This window comes from Curtobacterium sp. PhB78, from assembly GCF_003751685.1.
In the GTDB taxonomy this organism is placed as follows: domain Bacteria; phylum Actinomycetota; class Actinomycetes; order Actinomycetales; family Microbacteriaceae; genus Curtobacterium.
The window spans coordinates 112,937-133,669 of record NZ_RKIA01000004.1; the positions used below are offsets into that span (position 1 = coordinate 112,937).

A 20,733-nucleotide genomic window follows, 5' to 3' on the forward strand; every position below is an offset into this window, starting at 1 on the left:
TCACGCTTGGCGCGCTTGCGCCGGTCGCGTTCGTCCTTCGGCGCGCGGTTCGTCAACGCGAGGAACGCGAACGACAGGATGAACGCGGCCAGCGCGATGATCACCGCCTGCGCACTCGCGACGCCGTACTCGTTGAACGCGAACGCGTTCGTGTACGCGGCGTAGTTCGGCGTGTACTCGGTGTCGATCGCCGGGGCGACCGTGGACAGGATCTGCGGCTCCGCGAAGAGCTGCAGCGTGCCGATGATCGAGAACACCGTGGTGAGCACCAGGGCCGGCGCGATGAGCGGGATCTGGATCCGCCACGCGACCTGGAACGGGCCGGCGCCGTCCATCTTGGCGGCCTCGTAGACCTCGCCGGGGATCGACTTGAGCTGCGCCACGATGATGAGCATGTTGTAGCCCGTGTAGGTCCACGTGACGATGTTCGCGATCGACCACAGCACGCTGTTGGCGCCGAGGAAGTCCGGCTGCAGCCCCATCGACTGCAGCAGGGACACGATCGGCGACAGGCCGGGCACGTACAGGAACGACCACAGGATCGTCGCGATGACGCCGGGGACGCCGTACGGCATGAAGTAGATCGCGCGGAAGAAGCCCGGCCAGCGGGCGCTCGCCGACTCGAGCAGCAGCGCCAGGATCGTGCAGGCGATGATCATCACCGGGACCTGCACGATGCCGAATAGCAGCATGCGGCCGATCGAGGCGACGAAACCGGAGTCCTGCAGGGCGATCGCGTAGTTGTCGAAGCCGGCGAACTTGCCGACGACGCCGTCCTCGCCGAACAGGCCCTCACGGTCGACGGTCGTGAACGACTGGAACAGGGCGCTGATGATCGGGATGATGAACGTCAGCAGGAACAGGGCCAGGAACGGCGCGAGCAGGATCCACGGGGCACGCTTCTGCGCACTCGTGGCCTTCGTGCTCGTGCGGAAGGCGGGTCGCGTGCTGGTCTGCTGGCTCATCGTGCCGTCCTGACGCTGAGGCCCTTGTCCTTGAAGGACTGGACGATCTCCCGCTGCGCGAGTTCCACCGCGTCGGAGAGCTTGAGGCCGGAGGTGAGCTTGCGGCGGAACTGGTTCTGCAGGCTCGTGAACGCCGACTGGGTCACCGGGGACCAGGACCAGTCGATGTTCTGCTCCTTCGAGGCCGGCACGAAGACGTCCTCGTTGTAGTTCTGGCCGGAGAACCACTTCGACGGCTGCTCACGCTGCTTGCCGATGTAGTCGACCGCGGGCGACCAACCGATGCCGCAGTGCTTGATCATCGCGTCGATGCCCTCCTTCGAGGTGGTCATCCAGGTGATGAACTCGAGCGCTTCCCTCGGGTGCTTCGCGTTCGCCAGGACCGCCGCCGTCGACCCGCCGATGGCGCTCGAGCCGAAGCCGTCGGCGCCCCACTTCTGCATCGGGGCGACCTTCCACTTGCCCTCGCCGCCCTGCACGGACTCGATCAGGGCATCGCCCCAGCTCGCGCTCGTGACCGCGGCGATCTTGCCGCTCGCGGCCGAGGCGTACCAGCCGGGGGAGTATGCACCGGCGCTGGTGTCGACGAGCTTGTCGTCGATGACCCCGTCGAAGAAGTCCGCGACCATCAGGGTCTTGTCGTCGGTCATGTCGACGACCCACTCGTCACCGTCGACCTTGAACCAGCGGGCGCCGGCCTGCTGTGCGTACGCGGCGAACGGTGACGCGTCCGAGACCGGGAACACCTCGAGGTAGTTCTGCTTGCCCGTCTTCCGGACCTTCTCGGCCAGGTCCCGCCACTCGTCCCACGTCGTCGGGGGTTCGCCGCCGGCCTGCTCGAGCAGGGCGGTCTGGTAGTAGAACCCCATGGGGCCGGTGTCCTGCGGGATGCCGTAGATGCCGTCGACGAAGGACACCTGCGCCCACGCCGCCTCGTCGTACTTCGACTCGAAGTCCTTCGCGCCGTAGCGGGCGAGGTCGACGAGACCGTTGGCGAGCATGAACTCGGGGATCTGCCGGAGCTCGACCTGACCGATGTCCGGACCGCCGCCAGCCGCCAGCGCGGAGTACATCTTCTGGTACCCGCCGCTGTTGCCACCGGGGATCCAGTTCGCCGACACCTGGATGTTCGGGTGCGTCTTGTTCCAGACGTCGCAGACCTTCTGCAGGTCCTTCAACCAGGCCCAGTAGGTGAGCTGGACGGTCTCGCCCGACGCGGCGGCCGGCACGAGGGCGGCCTTGTTCACGTTGGTGGAACCGGGGACCGCGCAGCCGGCGAGCAGCCCTGCCGCCGCCGTGCCGATGCCGAAGCCCAGGAGTTGTCGTCTGGAGATGGGTCGTGGTCGTGGCGTCATTGCCGCACTCCGGTTCGTCGTCGATTCGGGGTCCAGCTCAGCCAACCACAAAACCGAGCGTCGTTGCAGATTCGCGCCTGGGTGTTCGCTCCCGACTGTGGACGCCCGGTGGCGGCGAGGTGGAGTGTGGTCGCACGTGAGAGCGCCGGGGCTCATCGGCTCCGGCAACCGTCCGAGAGGAGCTGCCATGACGTCGACCAACGCGACGAGCGAACTGCACCGGATCCTGGGAGAGCGACTGGAGGGCGGCGGCACCTGGGCCTGGGCCTACGCCGACGTCTCCGGCAACGTCGAGGATCCCCGACGACAGGCGGCGCTCAAGCTCCGCGGTGTCGAGGAGGGGCTCCGGGCACAGGGTGCGTCCGACGAGGTCGTCGACGCCGTCGCCACCGAGTTCGAGCAGGAGCCCGGCGTCCCCTCGCCCGTCACCCGGTACGTGCTCGTGCACGACGGCGAGGTCGTGCTGAGCGAGGTCCTGCCCGGGCCGCTGCACGGATCGGAGTCCGTCGGCGTCGGAGCCGTACCGGACCTGGTGCCGCTCGTCGCCCACCGTCCCGTCGACCTGCCGTTCCTGGTGGTCCACGCCGGCAAGGAGGGCGGGGCCTTCCGTGCCTACCGCCTCGGGCACGCTCCGGTCGCGGCCGACGCGTCCGAGCAGCAGGTGGCGGGCCGGAACGACACCCTGCACTACGCCAAGGCCGGCACCGGGTGGAAGCAGCCGCACTGGCAGCAGCACACCGAGGAGATCTGGAAGCAGAACTCCTCGGAGACCGCTGCTGCCGTCGACGAGGCCGTGCGGACGATCCGCCCCGGACTCGTCGTCGTCGCCGGTGACGTCACCGCCCGCGAGCTGCTGGTGAAGGCACTCTCGTCCGAGACCCGTGCACTCGTCTCGGTGTTCCCGGGCGACCCTCGAGCCGACGCCGGTTCGAAGCAGGCGTTCGTCGAGCACGTCGAGACCGCACTCGCCCGCGTCGTCGCCACCCGCCGTCACGACCTCGAGGACTCGCTCCGCACGCACGTCGGCCGTGGTGACAACCAGGTCGTCACCGGCCTCGGACCCGTCGTCGAGGCGCTGCAGCAGGCACAGGGTGCGACCGTCGCCCTCGACGCCGTGGCCATCGGCGACCGGACGCTGCTCGCGCTCGCCGGGGCGCCGTGGGTCGCCACAGCACCGGAGCAGGCCGCGGGGACGCCGGTCATCGGGGCGGTGCCGGCGGTGTGCGCGCTGGTGCGGGCCGCGGTGCTGACCGACGCCGAGCTCGTGCTCGTCAACGCCGCGTCGCTGCCCGGTGGTGCTCCCGCCGCCGCGCTGCTCCGCTGGCCCGTGGGTCCGGTCGTCCCCGCCTAGCGAGCCGCGCGCGTACCTTATCGAAACGGGCGTACCTGGTCAGTTCTTTCGACCAGGTACGCCCGTTCCTGCAGTGCATCGCGCGGTCAGTCGTGCGACCGGTCCGCACGCGGGACCAGCGGCAGGGCCAGCAGCGGCAGCACAGCTACGATGCCGAACGACGCCGCGAACCCGAGCGCCGTCACCAACGCGCCGATGCCCGGGCCGACGGCGCTCGCCGCGATGAACTGCCCGGTGTTCTGCGTGCCGAGGGCGCGACCGGACCAGAACGGCCCGGCCGCCTCGGCGACCGACGTGTAGGCCAGCCCGTTGTCCGCCACGGTGACGCTCGTCGCGATCACCAGGAACACGGCGCCGGCCGCCAGGTGCGTGACGTCGACCAGCGCGAGCAGCCCCATCACGACGGCGGCGCTCACGACGACGATCCGCAGCGGTCCGACGCGTGAGCCGGCCCGGTCGCTCCACACCCCGACCAGGATCCGCCCGATCGCCCCGACGAACTGCGACGCCCCGACGAGCAGCCCTGCTGCGGCCGTCGACCAGCCCAGCCCGACGAGCCACACCAGCCCGTAGGTCGACAGGGTGAACTGCGGCACCACGAGCAGGATCGACACCGCGTGGATCCGCCAGAGGAACCCGCTCGCCCGGTACGGGTTCGCCGTCGTCTCGGCCGGTGCCGTGTGCCGGGCCGGTCGTGGCGGGTTCTGGATGCCGACGGCGCAGAGCACCGCGAGCACGGCGCAGAGGACGATCGGCAGGACGAGGGCCGTGCGGATCCCGGACCCCTCGGCGAGTTGCGGCACGGTGACCGCCGCGAGTGTCACGCCGAGCGGCTGCGACATCTGCCGGATGCCCATCGCGAGCCCGCGCCGCTCCTTCGGGAACCAGCCGACGACGACCCGGCCGCTCGCGGCGTTCGTCGACGCGCTCGTCATGCCGCCCAGCAGGAACGCCAGACCGAGCAGGACCGGGTCGCCCGCGGCGAGCCATGCCCCGACCACCGCGAGGGTCGTCAGCACGAGTCCGCCCGCGATCACGATCCGTTCGCCGATCCGGTCGGTGATCGCGCCCCAGGCGATGAGCGTCAGGACCATGCCGAACGTCGGCGCGGCGGCGAGCACGCCCGCCACGGTCAGGGACGTACCGTTCGCGTGCAGGTACGGGATGAGCAGAGCGGGAGCCGTCACCACCAGGGTCCCGGCGGCCTGCGCGGCGACCCCGAGTGCGAGCATCGTCCACGCTCGGCGGCCGATCGTGGTGGGCGTCGGGGGTGCGGCGGTCGCGGTCATCGTGGTGGCTCGCATCGTTTCATGTCGGAAGTAATTGGTATACCACAACGGTATACCATTCCGACGGTGTCCCCGCTAGAGTTGTTGGCCGTGACCGACACGACCGATGCAACCCCGGTGTCGCAGACGGCCCAGCTCTACGACAACCTGCGTGCCGCGATCCTGACGCTCGACATCGCGCCGGGTGAGCGCATCTCGGAGCGCGGTCTCGAAGCGCGGTTCCACGCCTCGCGGACCCCCGTCCGTGCCGCACTGTCGCGGCTCGAGCGCGAAGGCCTCATCCTGCACGAGGGGCGCTCGTGGACGGTCACCCCGATCGACCTCGACGAGATCGCCTCGCTCGCCGAACTCCGGGGCGTGCTCGAACCCGCCGCCACCCGACTCGCGGTCGAGCGGGCGAGCGCCGAACAGCTCGCCGAGGTCCGCGGGCACCTCGACGCCCTGCGCCCGACGCCCGACCAGCAGGCCGGCATCCGGATGGGTTCGACGTTCCACCTCGACCTGGCGGCGCTCGGCGGCAACCGGTTCATCACCGACGCGATCGCCGATGCCCTGACCCGTCTCGAGCGGACCCGGTGGATCGAGGTGCGCACGCCCGAGGCTCGCGACGCCGCGTGGGACGAGCACAGCGCCATCATCGACGCCGTGCGCGACGGCGACGCCGACCGTGCGGCCGGGCTCGTCGCAGCGCACGTCGCCGGGACGAACGACCGGTTGCTCGGCTGGATCGCACAGGAGCGCCGCCGACTGCGCGGCGCGGGCATGACGATCGTCGGGGCCACCGAGCGCTGACGCGAACCGCGTGACCTGACGGAGCACGAACCCCGGGGCCCGGCGTGACGCGCGGCGCGTGGCGCGCGGCGCGTGACCCGGTCCGCCGTGGCGCGAGCAGGGCACTGGACGCGACCGTGCCGGAGACGCGACCCGACAGCAGCTGCCGGTCCGCGCCTCCTGGCCGTCGCCCGGTCGACGCCGGACGTGACCCGCTACGGGCGGTCCGCGCGCTCCTCCGTCGCGTCGAGCTGGTCGAACGTCGAACCGCCGCCGTCGGTGCGCTCGAGCAGCGCGTCGCGCACCTCGGCCTCGTCGTGGCTCGCGCGGTTCGCCAGCTTGCTTCCGGATCGTGTCGCCTGTGACATGTCGGTGTCCTTCCCCTGCGTGTGGGCATCGTGGTGTGCGCGGGCATCCTGCCCGCCGGTGCGCTTCCTCACGGGACGTACTGAGGTCGTGACAGTGTCGCGCGGTCGCTCCGGCCGCCGCAAGGGCTTTCGTCACATGTGGAGAAGTGCCGTCACGGACCGTGCCTAGGATGGTGCGGCCGCGCCGCCCCGGTGCGCACCAGCGGACGTCGGACGGGAGGCACGGCTTGGCTGCACCACGTACCGCACCTCCCACGGTCTACGACGTCGCCAGTGCCGCGAACGTCTCGATCGCGACCGTCTCGCGCGTGCTCCGCACGCCGGACGCCGTCCGCGAGGGCACCCGGGACCGCGTCCAAGCGGCGATCCGCAGCCTCGGCTACGTCCCCTCCGGCAACGCCCGAGCCCTCGCCGGCAAGCGCACCGGCGTCGTCGGACTGCTGCTGCCCGGGTTCGACGTGGTGCCCGACGAACGGCCGGACCTGGTCACCGACGGGGGCGTCCGCGTGGTCGACGACCGCCGCCACGTGACGCAGCCGTTCTCCTCGAACCTGTACTTCGACGAGGTCCTGCGCGGCGCCGAGACCGAGGCCTGGCAGCGCGGACTCGCGCTCATGGTCGCCGCCGGTCGGGGGTCCTCGCGCGACGTGATCGTCAACGACGTCGCCGGCCGGGTGGACGGCCTCGCCGTGCTCGCGCAGACCGTGCCGGACGACCTGCTCGAGCACGTCGCCCGTCGGATCCCGGTCGTGGTGCTCGCCGACGACCGGCGGTCGCACGGGTTCGACTCCGTGAGCGTGGACAACAGCGCCGGCATGCGGACGCTCGCATCGCACGTGATCGGGCGGCTCGGCATCCGGTCGCTCGCGTACGTCGCAGGCCCGATCGACTCACCGGACGACATGGAGCGCTCGACGGGCTTCCGGTCGGCGTTGGCGGACCACGGGGTGCCGGCGTCGTCGGTCCGGGTGGTGCACGGTGACTTCGGCCGGGCGCGGGCGCGCGAGCTGGCGGCGACGCTGCTGGCGGACGAGGTGCCCCGGGCCATCGTGTGCTCGAACGACCAGTCGGCGCTCGGGGTGCTCGACGCCGCCACCGCCCGGGGCCTGCGCGTGCCCGAGGACGTCGTCGTCACCGGGTTCGACGGCATCGACGCCGGGCGGTTCTCGTCGCCGCGGCTCACCACGGTGCACCAGCCGATGGGGGAACTCGGGCGTGCAGCGGTGCGGGCGATCGTCGACCGGCTGGACCGTCGCGAGGGACCGCCGCGCGCCGTCCGGCTGCCGGTCGAGGTGCTGCTGCGCGAAAGCTGCCCGCCGGCGTTGTGACGAGCGGCGCGGCGAGCGGCGCGGCGAGCGGCGCGGCGAGCGAGGCGGCGAGCGGCGCGGCGATGCGTCCGCACCGTGCGGCTTTGCTCATCCCGTGCGACGTTGACCGCCCGGTGCGGGCCTGCAACCGCGCACGGAGCGGGCAGCCTCGCACCCGGCGACGGAACGCGCACCGTGCGCAGCGACCCTCGCTCCGACCCTCGCTCCGACCCTCGCTCCGACCCTCGCTCCGACGCTCGCTGCTTCCGCCCGCGCCTGCGTACCACCCCGGCACGGAACCCCGGTGTTGCGCGACGCGATGTAAGCGCATACATTGACCCAGTACCGATTCGACACGGAGGTCGACCGAGCAATGACGCTTCCCCCACAGCGCACGCGCGGCAAGCGCGACCCCGGGACCCGCGCTCCCGGAACGCGCCCCGGCAGCACCCGACGACGCGGACGCCTCGTCGCGGCGATCGCCGGGCTCGCAGCCGTGGCCCTCATGGCCACCGGCTGCAGCATCCAGGTCCGGTCCGAACCCGATCCCACGATCGGCAAGGACACGATGCTCATCAACGCGGACCACGGCAACCCGCTGTTCGACCGCAACTTCAACCCGTACATCGCGAACGCCCGCACGGCCTCCAAGTGGATGTACGAGCCGCTCATCGAGATCAACCCCCTCGACGGCAAGGGCACCCCGTGGCTCGCCAGCAAGTGGAGCCAGCCGGACGCCAGCACGATCGACATGACGATCCGCCAGGGCGTCGAGTGGTCCGACGGCTCGCCGTTCTCGGCGAAGGACGTCGTCTTCACGTTCGACCTGCTGAAGAAGTTCCCGGCGATGGACGTCAAGGGCGCCTGGCAGCACATCAAGAGCATCGAGGTGGACGGCGACCACGTCGTCTTCCACCTCAAGAGCGACGACGTGCCCAGCCTGAACATCATCGGCGCGACGTACATCCTCGGGGAGCAGCACTGGGGCGGCGTGAAGGACCCCACGACGTTCCGCGACCCGAACCCGGTCGGCACCGGTCCGTTCGTGCTCGGCAACTACACCGACCAGCAGTACTCGATGGACAAGAACCCGACGTACTGGCAGGCCGACAAGATCGCCATCAAGCACCTCATCCTGCCGGCGACGAACACGCAGCTCGACACCGTCACCCGCGGCTACGACTGGGCGTACTCGTTCATCTCGGACGTCAAGGGCACCTGGGGTGCCGCGTCGAAGACGAACCAGTGGTGGTTCCCGGCCGGTGGCGTGATCGGCCTCATCCCGAACCTGACGAAGGCCCCGTACAACGACGTCAACGTCCGCAAGGGCATCTCGCTCGCGCTGAACCGTGACGACATCGCCGAGACCGCGTCCGAGGGCAACCTGGCGGCAGCGGGCCAGACCGGCCTGATCCTGCCGAACCAGGAGAAGTACCTCAACCCGGACATCCCGGACAAGGGCATGATCACGCAGGACGTCGACGCTGCGAAGGCCGCGTTCGCGAAGTCCGGCTGGACCGAGCAGGGCGGGAAGATCATGAAGGACGGCAAGCAGCTGTCCATCACCATCATGACCGCGAACGGCTACTCGGACTGGCTCCGTGCCGCGCAGGAGGTCCGTCGCGACCTGACGGCCATCGGCGTGAAGGTGACGATCCAGGCACCACAGCCCGCCGGGTACCAGCAGAACATCAACAACGGCACGTTCGACATGGCGATGGGCGGCATGGGCAACGGTGACGTCTACCAGGCGTTCAACTCCCTGCTCAGCAGCGACTTCTACCAGCCGGTCGGCAAGTCGACGGTGAACAACTACGAGCGCTACAAGAACGCCGACACCCAGAAGCTCCTCGACGAGTACAAGGCGACGACGGACACGGCGAAGCAGCAGGAGATCCTGAACCAGCTGCAGGAGATCGTGTACGACGAGCTGCCCGTGATCGGCATGTACTACGGCGGGCTCTGGGGGCTGTTCAACACCGGCAAGTTCGTCGGTTGGCCCAGCGCCGAGGACCCGTACATGGCCCCGCAGAACTACGACTCCGCACCGCTGCTCATCTTCTCGAAGCTCCGGCTCCGGGACAGCGCAGCCGGCCAGGAGATCCTGAAGCAGCAAGAGGACCAGAAGTGAAGTACATCCTCCAGAAACTCGTCCTCTTCGTCCTGACCCTCTGGGCCGCGGTCACGCTGAACTTCGTGCTCCCGCGCCTCATGCCGGGCAGCCCGTCGGACGCCGCGCTGGCGAAGCTCAGCCAGAACGGACCCGTCACCGAAGCCACCAAGAAGGCCATCGAGGCCCAGCTCGGCGTCCCCACGGGCAACCTGTGGGACCAGTACGTCAACTACCTGCACCAGGTCGTCACGCTCGACTTCGGGGTGAGCTACACGTTCTACCCGCAGCCGGTCGGCGACCTGGTGTCGAAGGCCCTGCCGTACACGCTCATCCTGGTCGGCGTCGTGACGATCCTCGCGTTCGTCCTCGGCACCCTGATCGGCGTCGCGGCGGCGTGGAAGCGCGGCACCTGGCTGGACTCGCTCCCGACGCTGTCGGGGTCGTTCATGTCGACGTTCCCGTACTTCTGGACCGCCCTGCTCCTGCTGTTCTTCCTCGGCTACGTCCTGCACTGGTTCCCGACGACGGGCGCCTACTCGGCGACCACCACCCCGGGGCTCAACGGAGCGTTCGCGGCCGATGCCCTGCAGCACGCGGTTCTGCCCGCGGTGACGATCCTGGTGACGAGCCTCGGCGGCTGGATCATCGGCATGCGCAACGCGATGATCAACACGCTCGGTGACGACTACGTGACCTTCGCCGAGGCGAACGGTCTGCGCGGCCGCACCGTGGCCGTCCGGTACGCGGCGCGGAACGCGATCCTGCCGAACCTGACCGGCTTCGGTCTGGCACTCGGTGGCGTGGTCGGCGGTTCGGTGCTGGTCGAGCAGGTCTTCGGCTACCCCGGCATCGGCTACCTGCTGTTCAACGCCGTCATCGGGCAGGACTACCCGCTGATGCAGGCCCTCTTCCTGATGATCACCGTGTCGGTGCTCATCGCCAACTTCATCGTGGACGTCATGTACGGCGTCCTGGACCCGAGGACGCGCCGATGACCAACAACGCCACTGTCGCTGTCCGGACCCAGGACACCGACGAACAACAGGCTCCTTCCAAGTGGAAGAGCATCGCCCGCCAGTTCGGCGTCGTCTGGTCGAACTCGAAGGCCCGGATCGGCATCATCATCCTCGCGGTGTTCGTGCTGGTCGCGATCTTCGCGCCGCTCCTGGCCCCGTACGGTGCCAGCCAGAACGGCTTCGCCCGGTCCGCCGACGCGACCGCCGACCACTGGATGGGCACCACCGCCGCCGGCGAGGACGTCCTGTCCCAGATCATCTACGGCGCACGGATCTCCGTGATGGTGGGTGCCGTCGCCGGCATCCTGTCGACGCTCGTCGCCGTGGCGATCGGCCTCAGCTGGGGCTACGTCCGCGGGTGGATCGGCGAGGTCATCGGCTTCATCGTGAACCTGTTCCTGGTCATCCCGGGCCTGCCCCTGATGATCGTCATCGCGGCGTACCTGCAGAACGGCGGCATCGCGGTCATCATCGCGGTGATCGTGGTCACCGGTTGGGCCTGGGGCGCACGCGTCCTGCGCAGCCAGACGCAGTCCCTGCGCGGTCGGGACTTCGTGACGGCCGCGCAGTTCTCCGGTGACGGTGCGACCCGCATCGTGTTCCGCGAGATCCTGCCGAACATGACCTCGCTCATCGTCGGTTCGTTCTTCGGAGCGGCCACGAGCGCGATCCTGGCCGAGGCGGGCCTCGAGTTCCTCGGGCTCGGCGACTCGTCGATCGTCAGCTGGGGCACGATCCTCTACTGGGCGCAGAACTCCAACGCGCTGCTCACCGGCCAGTGGATCCTGCTCTTCGCCCCCGGTCTCTGCATCGCGCTGCTCGCGATGAGCCTCACCCTGATCAACTTCGGCGTCGACGCCGTGTCCAACCCGCGGCTGCGCGAAGGCGCGCGCCCGAAGCGCAAGGAGGCGACCGCATGAGCGGCTCGCGAACGTACGCAGATGACGGCCTGGAGGCGCGGGACGGCGCCGCCACGGGCCTCCCGTCCGACGGTGGTGACGCCCAGGGCGTCCTGCTGGACGTCCGCGACCTGTCGGTCGTGTACGAATCGGCCGGCCAGACGGCCGTGCAGGCGGTCGACCACGTGTCGTTCAGCTTGCGGAAAGGCGAGTTCGTCGGCCTGGTGGGCGAGTCCGGTTCGGGCAAGTCGACGCTCGGCTACGCGCTGACGCGTCTGCAGAAGCCGCCGGCGCGGACGAACGGCGGCAGCATCGTCTTCAACGGCCACGACATCCGTGACCTCGACGAGGAAGCGCTCCGGCAGCAGCGCCAGGGCGGCTTCGCGATGGTGCTGCAGTCCGGCATGAACGCGCTCAACCCGGTGCGCACCGTCCGGAACCACTTCATCGACATCTTCAAGGCGCACGGCCACGTGTCGCGCGACCGGTGGGACGCCCGGATGAAGGAGCTCATCGAGAAGGTGAAGCTGCCGACGTCGATGCTCGCCCGGTTCCCCGGGGAGCTCTCCGGCGGCATGCGGCAGCGTGTCTCGATCGCCCTGGCCCTGTCGCTCGAACCGCAGCTCATGGTGTTCGACGAGCCGACCACGGCACTCGACGTGCTCGTGCAGCACGCCGTCATGGACACGATCATCGAGCTGCAGCAGGCCGAGGGCTTCACGGCGATCCTGATCAGCCACGACCTCGGCATCGTGCTCGAGGCCACCGAGCGCGTGCTCGTCATGCACGAGGGCCGCATCGTCGAGGACGGCGGCTCGAAGGAGCTCCTGCGCAACCCGCAGGACGAGTACACGCAGATGCTCTTGTCGCACTACGCCGACCCGCGGGCCGAGATCGTGTCCCTGCCCGGGTTCCCGGACCGGTCGCAGCGCGCGACGTCCGGCGAGAAGCGGCAGGAGGCCACGTCGTCGTTCAGCACCGTCGGGTCGCGTGAGCGCTCGGCGGCGAAGAACCCGATCGTCGTCTCGAACATCGTGAAGACCTACCCGGCGCCGCGCCGCGGCGAGCAGCCCGTGCAGGCGGTGCGCGACGTGTCGTTCACCCTCGAGCCGGGGCAGTCGCTCGCCCTGGTCGGCCAGTCCGGTTCGGGCAAGTCGACCATCGCGAAGCTCCTGACCGGGGTCGAGAAGCCGACGACCGGCACCGTCCGGTTCGGCGACCTCGACGTCGCACGCCTGGGCAAGCGCGGCCTGCGGGACCTCCGCTCCGAGGTGCAGATGGTGTTCCAGGACCCGTACGCGGCGCTCAACCCGCTGCACACCGTGGAGTACACGCTGTCCCGCCCGATCGCGAACTACACGGACCTGACGGGGCAGGACGCCCGGCGCCGCGTGCTCGAGCTCCTCGAGACCGTGGGCCTGACCCCGGTCGAGCAGTTCGCGCAGAAGCTCCCGCACCAGCTCTCCGGTGGGCAGCGGCAGCGCGTCGTCATCGCCCGGGCACTCGCGTCCGACCCGCAGGTGATCATCGCCGACGAGCCGGTCTCGATGCTCGACGTGACGTTGCGCGCCGGCGTGCTCGCCCTGCTCGAGGACCTGCGCGAGCAGTGGGGCGTCTCGCTCCTCTACATCACGCACGACCTGCTCAGCGCGCGGCTCATCACCGACGACATCATGGTGCTCCACGAGGGTGCCGTGGTCGAGCGGGGACGGACGGCCGAGGTGCTGCAGAACCCGCAGGACCCGTACACGATCGCCCTGCTCGACGCCGTGCCGAACCCCCGCCGCGCCCTCGCGGAGGGCCGGCTGTGACCACGCTGCACGACTTCCCGGCGGTGCCGGCGTTCGGCCACCTGCCGACGCCGGACGGTGTCGACGTCGTCGGGATCGACCTGCCGATCGGCCGCCTCACGGCGTACCGGATCGTGCCGTCCGGGGTGTCGAAGGGTGTCGTGCTCATCGTCCCGGGGTACACCGGCTCGAAGGAGGACTGGCGGACGTTCCTGCCGCTCCTCCGCGACGCCGGGTGGTCGGCGGTGGCGATCAGCCGTCGTGGACAGGCCGACTCGGTCTCGCCCGACGACCGCACGGCGTACACGCTCGAGCAGGAGGCCGCCGACGTCGTCCGCGTCGCCGGACTGCTCGACGACGGCGCTCCGGTCCACCTCGTCGGCCACTCGCTCGGCGGCGTGATCGTCCGCGCCGCAGCGATCGCCTCGCCGACGTCGTTCCGCGACGTGACGATGTTCTGCTCCGGCCCGCACGGCTGGTCGTACCGCAAGGCCGCCGAGAAGACGATCGTCGCCGAGACGTGCTCCAACCGTGCGCTGTTCGACGCGCAGAATCCGCTCTGGGCCGGCCGCCCCGACGCGGAGCTGCCCGACGACGCCCGGATGGTCCGCGAACGCTTCGACCACACGAGCGTCCTCAGTGTGCTCGGCGGCGCAGCGATCCTCGAGGACCGCGCCGACACCACCGAGGAACTCCGCGCGACCGGACTGCCGGTCCTCGTCGCGCACGGCGTCTGGGACGGCGCCTGGCCGATCCCGTGGCAGGCGGACATGGCGTCGCGTCTCGGTGCGTCGTACGAGGTGATCGCCGAGAGCTACCACGGCCCCCAGATCGAGAACCCGCTCGGCACGGTCGCCGTCTTCGATGCGTTCATGAACGCCCACTGAAAGGACCCCGTCATCAGCACGCTCGACTTCCCGAAGGGCTTCCTCTGGGGCGCCGCCACCGCCGCGCACCAGATCGAGGGCAACAACGTCAACTCGAACTGGTGGGTGCACGAGCACGAGCCGGACACCACCATCGTCGAGCCGTCCGGCGACGCCGCGGACAGCTACCACCGGTACCGCGAGGACATCCGGATCGCCGCCGAGCTCGGCCTGAACTCGTACCGGTTCAGCATCGAGTGGGCGCGCATCGAGCCGGAACGCGGGTTCGTCAGCCGCGCCGAGATCGACCACTACCGGCGCATGGTCGACGCCTGCCACGAGTTCGGCATCGAGCCGATCGTCACGCTCATGCACTTCACGGTGCCCCGCTGGTTCGAACGCGACGGCTTCTGGCGCGCACCCGACGCGGCCGACCTGTTCGCCCGCTACACCGAAGCCGCGCTGCCCGTGGTGTCCGACGGTGTCCGGTACGTGTGCACGATCAACGAGCCGAACATCGCCGCGATGCTCGCCGGCGGCGAGGACGCGTCGAACCTGGTGGCGTACGGCCTGCCGAACCCGGACCTGGGCGTCGCCGACGCCCTGCTGGCCAGCCACAAGCGATCGCGAGAGGTGCTCTCCCAGGTGGATGGCATCCAGAGCGGCTGGACCGTCGCGACGCAGGCGTTCAAGTCCAACGGTGAGCCCGGCGCGGACGCGATGCTCCGCGAGTACGGGTACCCGCGCGACGACTGGTACCTCGAGAACGCCGCCGGCGACGACTTCCTCGGCGTGCAGGCGTACACCCGGACGTTCATCGGCGCTTCCGGTCCGTTGCCCGTGGCGGACGACGTCGAGACGACCCTGACCGGCTGGGAGTTCTACCCGGAGGCCTCGGCCGACGGGCTGCGCAGCGCGTGGGAGCTGTCCGGCGGTGTCCCGCTGATGATCACCGAGAACGGCATCGCCACCGCCGACGACACCCGTCGCCAGGCCTACACGCAGGGTGCCCTCGAGGGCATCCACCGCTGCATCGACGACGGCATCGAGGTCCTCGGCTACCAGCACTGGTCGCTCCTGGACAACTACGAGTGGGCGTCCGGCTTCCGTCCGACCTTCGGCCTCGTGTCGTGGGACCCGGAGACGTTCGAGCGCACGCCGAAGCCGTCCGCGCACTGGTACGGGAAGGTCGCCCAGGCGAACGCCATCGAGACGGCGGAGTAGCCCGCCGGCTCGATCAGCTCCCCGAGTAGTAGTGCGCCAACTGCTCCGCGACCGCTCGGTCGCGGAGCAGTTCTGCGCGAGCGGTGGCGGTCGAGCCCTCGTCGTCCTCGGCGTTCACGTCGACGTCCAGGGCGAGCACGGACCGCACCGTGTCCAGGTCACCGGAGTCGACCGCGGCGATCAGCAGGGACGCGCCCCGTGAGCCGAGCGCCCTGGTGTCCGCACCCGCGGCGGCGAGCGACCGCACGATCGCACCGTGGCCACCCCAGGCGGCGCGGACGATCGGGGTGTTGCCGTCGGTGTCCCGGGCCTCCAGGTCGGCGCCCGCAGCCACGAGCACGGCGATCGCCCGACGTGCGTCGCGGTCGATCGCCAGCGTCAGCGGCGTCCGCCCCTCGGTGTCGGTGAGCTGCAGCGACGCGCCGCGGCGCAGGAGCTCCTCGAGCATCTCGGGCCGGTCGAACCACGCGGCGGCGTGCAGCGGGGCGAAGCCCCAGCGCGGGTCGACGTCGTCGACGTCACTCGCGTCGTCGGCCAGGTGCAGTCCGCCCAGGTCGCCGTACGCGGCGGCACGCACCACCTCGGTGGCGTACTCGACCCAGCCGTCCGGCACCGGACCGTGCCAGCCGCGCGCCGGCCGTGCGTCGAGCTCCGTGTAGACGGACTCGGGCACGCTGCGGATCGCGACCCGGACGCCCCGGAAGCGGATCGCGACCTCGCCGACGGGGGAGACGAGCAGGCGGAGCTCCCACTGGTCGAGCTCGTGCAGGTACTCGAGCTCACCGCGCACGACGTGGGCGTCCCCGGCGAGCAGTGCTGCGGGATCGGTGTGGGGTGGGTCCACCACCGCGTCGCGGAGTCGGAGCGTGACCCTGGCGTGGTTCCACCGGCGCCACAGGCCGTCGGGGGTGTCGAGCACCTCGTCGTTGCGGACGATGACCTCGGTGTGCACGACGACCGGGTCGGGGACGCCGTGGCCCGGCAGGTCGACGGTCGTCGCGGTGTCGTCGTCGTCCTCGTCGTCCGGGTGCGCGGGGTCCGGGTGCGCGAGATCCGGGTGCTCGACGTCCCACCGTGCGATGCGGGAGTCCGTCCACTTGACGGTCAGGAGTGCGGCGACGGCCGGGGGAGCGTCCTCGAGCACGCGGGCGACGTGCTCCCGCTGCCCGTCGAAGTCCTCGAGGGAGACGTAGCCCACGGACGGCCAGTTCACTCGACTCCATCGCACGGGTCGACACTACCCGGCGGCCTCCGGGAACCGGTCCGCGGCGGTCGTCGCACGAATGCATCACGGCTGCAATGATGACACTTGATATGTCGTACCGGTATATCGTACGCTGGGCATGCAGCGGAGGGACCGCCGCGCCTGATCAGGAAGCGCACCCATGAGCCCGAGCACCATCCTCCCGAACGCGTTCGTCGCCCCGACCGCCGTCGTGTCGCCCTCGGCGGTGATCGCGCGCGGCGTCCGCGTCTGGGACGACTCCCACGTCGAAGCCGGAGCGTCCGTCGGCAGCGAGACACTGCTCGGCCGCGGTGTCACCGTCGGGGCCGGCGTCCAGGTCGGCGCCCGCTGCAAGATCCAGAACGGGGCACTCGTCTACGGGCCGGCCGTCATCGGCGACGGCGTCTTCGTCGGGCCCGGCGTCGTCCTGACCAACGACAACACGCCCCGGGCGATCAACCCGGACGGCACCCTGCAGGACGCCGACGACTGGCGACCGACCGCCGTCGTGGTCGAGCACGGCGCCTCCCTCGGCGCCGGAGCCCTCTGCGTGGCGCCGGTGCGCATCGGCCGGTGGGCGCTGGTCGCTGCCGGTGCCGTCGTCGTCCACGACGTCCCGGACCACGCCCTCGTCGCCGGGGTTCCCGCCCGCCGCATCGGCTGGGTGAGCCGCACCGGCCGACGCCTCGCGCAGGTCGACGACCGAACCCTGGTCTGCACCGAGACCGGTGACCGCTTCCGCCTTTCCGAGACCACCGACACGATCGAGGCCATCCGATGACCACCACGCTCGAACTCATCCCGGCGGCGAAGCCGCTCATCGGCATCGAGGAACGCCGCGCCGTCGACGCCGTCCTCGAAGGCGGCGGCCTCGCGCAGGGTCCGGAAGTCGCTGCCTTCGAGCGCGAGTTCGGTGCGGTCCTCGTCGAGGGCGCAGCGGTCACCGCGGTGAACAGCGGCACGGCGGCGCTGCACCTCGCACTGGTCGCCCTCGGCGTCGGCCCGGGCGACGAGGTCATCGTCCCCTCGTTCACCTTCGCCGCCACCGCGAACGCCGTTCGACTCGTCGGCGCCGCCCCCGTGTTCGTCGACATCGACCCCCTGACGTACTGCGTCGATCCCGCTGCCGTGCGCGCCGCCGTCACACCGGCCACCCGCGCGGTCATGCCGGTCCACCTCTACGGGCACCCGGCCGACATGACCGAGATCGCCGAGATCGCCCGAGAGCACGACCTGCTGGTCATCGAGGACGCGGCGCAGGCACACGGTGCCCGGTGGGCGGGTGCGCGCGTCGGCAGCGGGTCCGACGCCGCCGCGTTCAGCCTCTACCCGACCAAGAACATGACGGCGGGCGAAGGGGGCATGGTCTCCACCCGGACCCCGGACGTCGACCGCATGCTCCGGCTCCTCCGCAACCAGGGCATGGAGCAGCGCTACGCGAACGAGGTCGTCGGCTTCAACGCGCGGATGTCCGACATCCACGCGGCGATCGGACGGGTCCAGCTCCGCAAGGTGCTCGGGTGGACCGCGCAACGCCAAGCGAACGCCGCCTACTTCACCCGTGAACTCGACGGCGTCGTCACCCCGACGACCGACCCGCGAGCCGAGCACGTCTTCCACCAGTACGTCGTCCGGGTGCCGTCCGACCGCGATGGCTTCGCGGCCGCCCTGCGGTCCGAGTTCGGCATCGGCACGGGGGTCTACTACCCGACGCCCGTGCACCGGCTGCCGTCGTTCGGCCACGAGGCCGACCTGCCCGAGACCGAGCGTGCAGCCACCGAGGTCCTCGCGCTGCCGGTGTACCCGACCCTGACCCTGTCCCAGCTCGACCGCGTCGTCGAGGCCGTCAACACCCTCGCCGGGGCCGGCCGATGAGCCGCGTGCTGCGGGCCGGCGTGATCGGCCTCGGGATGATGGGGCGGCACCACGCCCGGGTCCTGCGCTCGATCGACGGGGTCGAACTGGTCGGTGTCGCCGATGCGCTCGGCGACCGGCACGACGTCGCTCAGGGGGTGCCGGTCGTCCGTTCCGTCAGCGAGCTGCTCGCCATCGGCATCGACACGGCGGTCGTCGCAGTCCCCACCGCACTGCACGAAGCCGTCGGCGTGGAGCTCGCCGAGGCGGGGGTGCACGCCCTGATCGAGAAGCCCGTCGCGGTCGACGGTCCTGCTGCCGCGCGGCTCGTGGCCGCCTTCGACGACGCCGGACTCGTCGGTGCGGTCGGACACATCGAGCGGTACAACCCCGCACTGCAGGCGCTGCGGCAGCGACTCGACGCCGGAGAACTGGGCGACGTCTACCAGATCGTCACGCGTCGCCAGGGGCCCTTCCCCGCCCGGATCGCCGACGTCGGCGTGGTGAAGGACCTCGCCACCCACGACATCGACTCGACCTCGTGGATCACCCGGTCGCCGTTCGCCCACGTCGGGGCGCTCGCGGGGACGAAGAGCGGGCGGCCGCACGAAGACCTGGTGACCGTCACCGGTCGCCTGGCTGACGGCACACTGACGTCCCACCTCGTGAACTGGCTGACGCCGTTCAAGGAACGACTGATGATCGTCACCGGCGAACGCGGCACCTTCGTCGCGGACACGCTCACCGCCGACCTGACCTTCCACGAGAACGGCACCGTCCGGACCGAGTGGGACCAGGTGGCCGCCTTCCGGGGTGTGTCCGAGGGGGCGAGCACCCGGTTCGCCATCACCAAGCGCGAGCCCCTGCTCGTCGAGCACGAGGCGTTCCGCGACGCCGTGCTCGGGCGCCCGTCCGACATCGTCACCCTCCGCGACGGGCTGCGCACGGTGCTGGTCGCCGAGGCAGTCCTCGAGTCCTCGCGGATCCAGCAGACCGTGCAGCTCGGCACGGAGCCCGAAGGAGCAGCAGCATGAACGTCGTCGTCGTCGGTCTCGGCAAGATCGGACTCCCGCTCGCCGTGCAGTACGCCCGGTCCGGTGCCCGCGTCACGGGCCTCGACGTGGCGAGCGGGGTGGTCGATGCGGTGAACGCGGCCATCGAACCCTTCCCCGGCGAGCACGGGCTCGCCGAGGGGATGCGCGAGGTCGTGTCCGCAGGTCGGCTCCGGGCGACCACGGACGCCGCCACCGCGATCCCCGAGGCCGACGTCGTCGTGGTCGTCGTCCCGTTGTTCGTCGACTCGGACGGCATCCCGGACTTCGGCTGGATGGACGCCGCCACCGACACGATCGGGCACCACCTGCGACCCGGCACCCTGGTCGCCTACGAGACCACGCTCCCGGTCGGGACCACCCGTGGCCGCTGGGCGCCTCGGCTCGAGCAGCGGTCCGGACTCGTCGAGGGGCGGGACTTCCACGTCGTGTTCTCGCCCGAGCGCGTGCTGACGGGGCGGGTGTTCGCGGATCTCCGCCGCTACCCGAAGCTCGTCGGCGGGCTGTCCGACCAGGGTTCCGCACGCGGACGCGCCTTCTACGAAGCCGTCCTGCAGTTCGACGAGCGCGACGACCTCGACCGCCCGAACGGCGTCTGGGACCTCCGCACCGCCGAGTCCGCCGAGCTCGCGAAGCTCGCCGAGACCACCTACCGCGACGTCAACATCGCCCTGGCGAACGAGTTCGCACGGTTCGCCGAACGACAGGCCATCGACATCGCCGCCGTCATCGAGGCGTGCAACTCCCAGCCGTACAGCCACATCCACCGGCCCGGGATCGCCGTCGGCGGGCACTGCATCCCGGTCTACCCCCGGCTGTACCTCTGGAACGACCCGGAGGCGACGGTGGTCCGTGCTGCGCGTGCCCGGAACGCCGCGATGCCGTCGCACGCGGTCGACCTCCTCGAGCGCCTGCACGGCGACCTGCGTGACCAGCGCGTCGTCGTCCTCGGCGCGGCGTACCGCGGCGGGGTGAAGGAGACCGCCTTCTCCGGAGTGTTCGGCACGGTCGACGCACTCCGGGCACACGGCGCGCTCGTGACGGTCTCCGACCCGCTGTACTCCGCCGACGAACTCCGCCGTCTCGGCTTCGAGCCCCACACCGACGGCGAGCCCGTCGACGCCGCGGTCGTGCAGGCCGACCACGCCGAGTACGCGACGTGGGACGAGTCCCGTCTGCCCGGTGTCCGGACCGTCGTCGACGGCCGGCGCGTGCTGGACGTCGCTCGGTGGGCATCGACCACCGTGACGGCGATCGGCGCTCCTGCCGTCGCCCCGTCGGCCTGACG

The 20,733-nt window shown here is 70.6% G+C and carries 17 protein-coding genes and 1 pseudogene; 13 read left to right on the forward strand and 5 right to left on the reverse strand.

The features are described from left to right. Positions 1 to 44: 44 nt before the first annotated feature. Together EDF53_RS10385 and EDF53_RS10390 are read right to left on the reverse strand one after the other, a co-directional pair. Positions 45 to 965 (reverse strand): annotated as a pseudogene (locus tag EDF53_RS10385) (carbohydrate ABC transporter permease); the annotation flags it as partial. Then, positions 962 to 2,320 (reverse strand): sugar ABC transporter substrate-binding protein, encoded by a 1,359-nt coding sequence (locus tag EDF53_RS10390; RefSeq protein ID WP_123293506.1) that lies wholly within the window; start codon positions 2,318 to 2,320, stop codon positions 962 to 964. The gene EDF53_RS10390 and the pseudogene EDF53_RS10385, both read right to left, overlap by 4 nt. Before the next feature lie 187 nt (positions 2,321 to 2,507). On the opposite strand from EDF53_RS10390, the gene EDF53_RS10395 reads away from it, so the two are divergent. Next, entirely contained in the window at positions 2,508 to 3,671 is a 1,164-nt protein-coding gene (locus EDF53_RS10395; protein ID WP_123293507.1) for a hypothetical protein, read from the forward strand. Positions 3,672 to 3,757: 86 nt separating this feature from the next. Here EDF53_RS10395 and EDF53_RS10400 read toward each other — a convergent pair whose 3' ends face one another. Next, positions 3,758 to 4,960 carry an MFS transporter gene (locus EDF53_RS10400; RefSeq protein ID WP_123293508.1) on the reverse strand — a complete coding sequence of 401 codons (1,203 nt, stop codon included), beginning with the start codon at positions 4,958 to 4,960 and terminating at the stop codon, positions 3,758 to 3,760. 90 nt (positions 4,961 to 5,050) lie between these two features. Between EDF53_RS10400 and EDF53_RS10405 the strand changes: the two genes are divergently transcribed. Then, the gene (locus EDF53_RS10405; protein ID WP_235035805.1) at positions 5,051 to 5,752 is read left to right on the forward strand and encodes a GntR family transcriptional regulator; all 702 of its coding nucleotides are present in this window, start codon (positions 5,051 to 5,053) and stop codon (positions 5,750 to 5,752) included. Positions 5,753 to 5,946: 194 nt separating this feature from the next. Here EDF53_RS10405 and EDF53_RS19345 read toward each other — a convergent pair whose 3' ends face one another. Next, complete coding sequence (locus tag EDF53_RS19345; RefSeq protein ID WP_159570996.1) at positions 5,947 to 6,099, reverse strand: hypothetical protein; 153 nt, start codon at positions 6,097 to 6,099, stop codon at positions 5,947 to 5,949. A gap of 227 nt (positions 6,100 to 6,326) precedes the next feature. Between EDF53_RS19345 and EDF53_RS10415 the strand changes: the two genes are divergently transcribed. From EDF53_RS10415 to EDF53_RS10445, 7 genes are all read left to right on the forward strand, one after another. Then, positions 6,327 to 7,427, forward strand: a complete 1,101-nt coding sequence (locus tag EDF53_RS10415) for a LacI family DNA-binding transcriptional regulator (protein ID WP_254067118.1) — start codon at positions 6,327 to 6,329, stop codon at positions 7,425 to 7,427. Between the two features lie 352 nt (positions 7,428 to 7,779). Beyond that, positions 7,780 to 9,537, forward strand: a complete 1,758-nt coding sequence (locus EDF53_RS10420; protein WP_228505606.1) for an ABC transporter substrate-binding protein — start codon at positions 7,780 to 7,782, stop codon at positions 9,535 to 9,537. Beyond that, positions 9,534 to 10,514 (forward strand): ABC transporter permease, encoded by a 981-nt coding sequence (locus EDF53_RS10425; RefSeq protein WP_111085432.1) that lies wholly within the window; start codon positions 9,534 to 9,536, stop codon positions 10,512 to 10,514. The genes EDF53_RS10420 and EDF53_RS10425 overlap by 4 nt, the downstream gene beginning before the upstream one ends. Further along, complete coding sequence (locus tag EDF53_RS10430; protein ID WP_123293511.1) at positions 10,511 to 11,455, forward strand: ABC transporter permease; 945 nt, start codon at positions 10,511 to 10,513, stop codon at positions 11,453 to 11,455. Before EDF53_RS10425 ends, EDF53_RS10430 begins: the two co-directional genes overlap by 4 nt. Next, positions 11,452 to 13,245 (forward strand): ABC transporter ATP-binding protein, encoded by a 1,794-nt coding sequence (locus EDF53_RS10435; protein WP_243692485.1) that lies wholly within the window; start codon positions 11,452 to 11,454, stop codon positions 13,243 to 13,245. The genes EDF53_RS10430 and EDF53_RS10435 overlap by 4 nt, the downstream gene beginning before the upstream one ends. After that, entirely contained in the window at positions 13,242 to 14,111 is an 870-nt protein-coding gene (locus EDF53_RS10440) for an alpha/beta fold hydrolase (protein ID WP_123293512.1), read from the forward strand. Before EDF53_RS10435 ends, EDF53_RS10440 begins: the two co-directional genes overlap by 4 nt. A 12-nt stretch (positions 14,112 to 14,123) precedes the next feature. Further along, positions 14,124 to 15,314 (forward strand): glycoside hydrolase family 1 protein, encoded by a 1,191-nt coding sequence (locus EDF53_RS10445; RefSeq protein WP_123293513.1) that lies wholly within the window; start codon positions 14,124 to 14,126, stop codon positions 15,312 to 15,314. A 13-nt stretch (positions 15,315 to 15,327) separates the two neighbouring features. Here the strand turns inward: EDF53_RS10445 and EDF53_RS10450 are convergent, their stop codons facing one another. Beyond that, positions 15,328 to 16,542 (reverse strand): ankyrin repeat domain-containing protein, encoded by a 1,215-nt coding sequence (locus EDF53_RS10450; RefSeq protein WP_148058314.1) that lies wholly within the window; start codon positions 16,540 to 16,542, stop codon positions 15,328 to 15,330. A 157-nt stretch (positions 16,543 to 16,699) separates the two neighbouring features. On the opposite strand from EDF53_RS10450, the gene EDF53_RS10455 reads away from it, so the two are divergent. Genes EDF53_RS10455 through EDF53_RS10470 form a run of 4 tightly spaced genes read left to right on the forward strand, consistent with a single transcriptional unit; the run spans position 16,700 to position 20,731 of the window. Further along, positions 16,700 to 17,320, forward strand: a complete 621-nt coding sequence (locus EDF53_RS10455) for an acyltransferase (RefSeq protein WP_123293515.1) — start codon at positions 16,700 to 16,702, stop codon at positions 17,318 to 17,320. Then, positions 17,317 to 18,414, forward strand: coding sequence for a DegT/DnrJ/EryC1/StrS aminotransferase family protein (locus EDF53_RS10460; protein ID WP_123293516.1), 1,098 nt, complete (start codon positions 17,317 to 17,319; stop codon positions 18,412 to 18,414). The genes EDF53_RS10455 and EDF53_RS10460 overlap by 4 nt, the downstream gene beginning before the upstream one ends. Further along, entirely contained in the window at positions 18,411 to 19,427 is a 1,017-nt protein-coding gene (locus EDF53_RS10465) for a Gfo/Idh/MocA family protein (RefSeq protein WP_123293517.1), read from the forward strand. The genes EDF53_RS10460 and EDF53_RS10465 overlap by 4 nt, the downstream gene beginning before the upstream one ends. After that, positions 19,424 to 20,731: a nucleotide sugar dehydrogenase gene (locus EDF53_RS10470; RefSeq protein ID WP_123293518.1), complete on the forward strand. Its 1,308-nt coding sequence runs from the start codon at positions 19,424 to 19,426 to the stop codon at positions 20,729 to 20,731. Before EDF53_RS10465 ends, EDF53_RS10470 begins: the two co-directional genes overlap by 4 nt. The last annotated feature ends 2 nt before the right edge of the window (positions 20,732 to 20,733 follow it).

Coding starts and splice junctions, on each gene's coding strand:
- EDF53_RS10430 (WP_123293511.1), top strand. CDS start 10,511: ATGACCAACAACGCCACTGTCGCTGTCCGGACCCAGGACACCGACGAA.
- EDF53_RS10465 (WP_123293517.1), top strand. CDS start 18,411: ATGAGCCGCGTGCTGCGGGCCGGCGTGATCGGCCTCGGGATGATGGGG.
- EDF53_RS10400 (WP_123293508.1), bottom strand. CDS start 4,960: ATGACCGCGACCGCCGCACCCCCGACGCCCACCACGATCGGCCGCCGA.
- EDF53_RS10435 (WP_243692485.1), top strand. CDS start 11,452: ATGAGCGGCTCGCGAACGTACGCAGATGACGGCCTGGAGGCGCGGGAC.
- EDF53_RS10390 (WP_123293506.1), bottom strand. CDS start 2,320: ATGACGCCACGACCACGACCCATCTCCAGACGACAACTCCTGGGCTTC.
- EDF53_RS10420 (WP_228505606.1), top strand. CDS start 7,780: ATGACGCTTCCCCCACAGCGCACGCGCGGCAAGCGCGACCCCGGGACC.
- EDF53_RS19345 (WP_159570996.1), bottom strand. CDS start 6,099: ATGTCACAGGCGACACGATCCGGAAGCAAGCTGGCGAACCGCGCGAGC.
- EDF53_RS10395 (WP_123293507.1), top strand. CDS start 2,508: ATGACGTCGACCAACGCGACGAGCGAACTGCACCGGATCCTGGGAGAG.
- EDF53_RS10470 (WP_123293518.1), top strand. CDS start 19,424: ATGAACGTCGTCGTCGTCGGTCTCGGCAAGATCGGACTCCCGCTCGCC.
- EDF53_RS10460 (WP_123293516.1), top strand. CDS start 17,317: ATGACCACCACGCTCGAACTCATCCCGGCGGCGAAGCCGCTCATCGGC.
- EDF53_RS10455 (WP_123293515.1), top strand. CDS start 16,700: ATGAGCCCGAGCACCATCCTCCCGAACGCGTTCGTCGCCCCGACCGCC.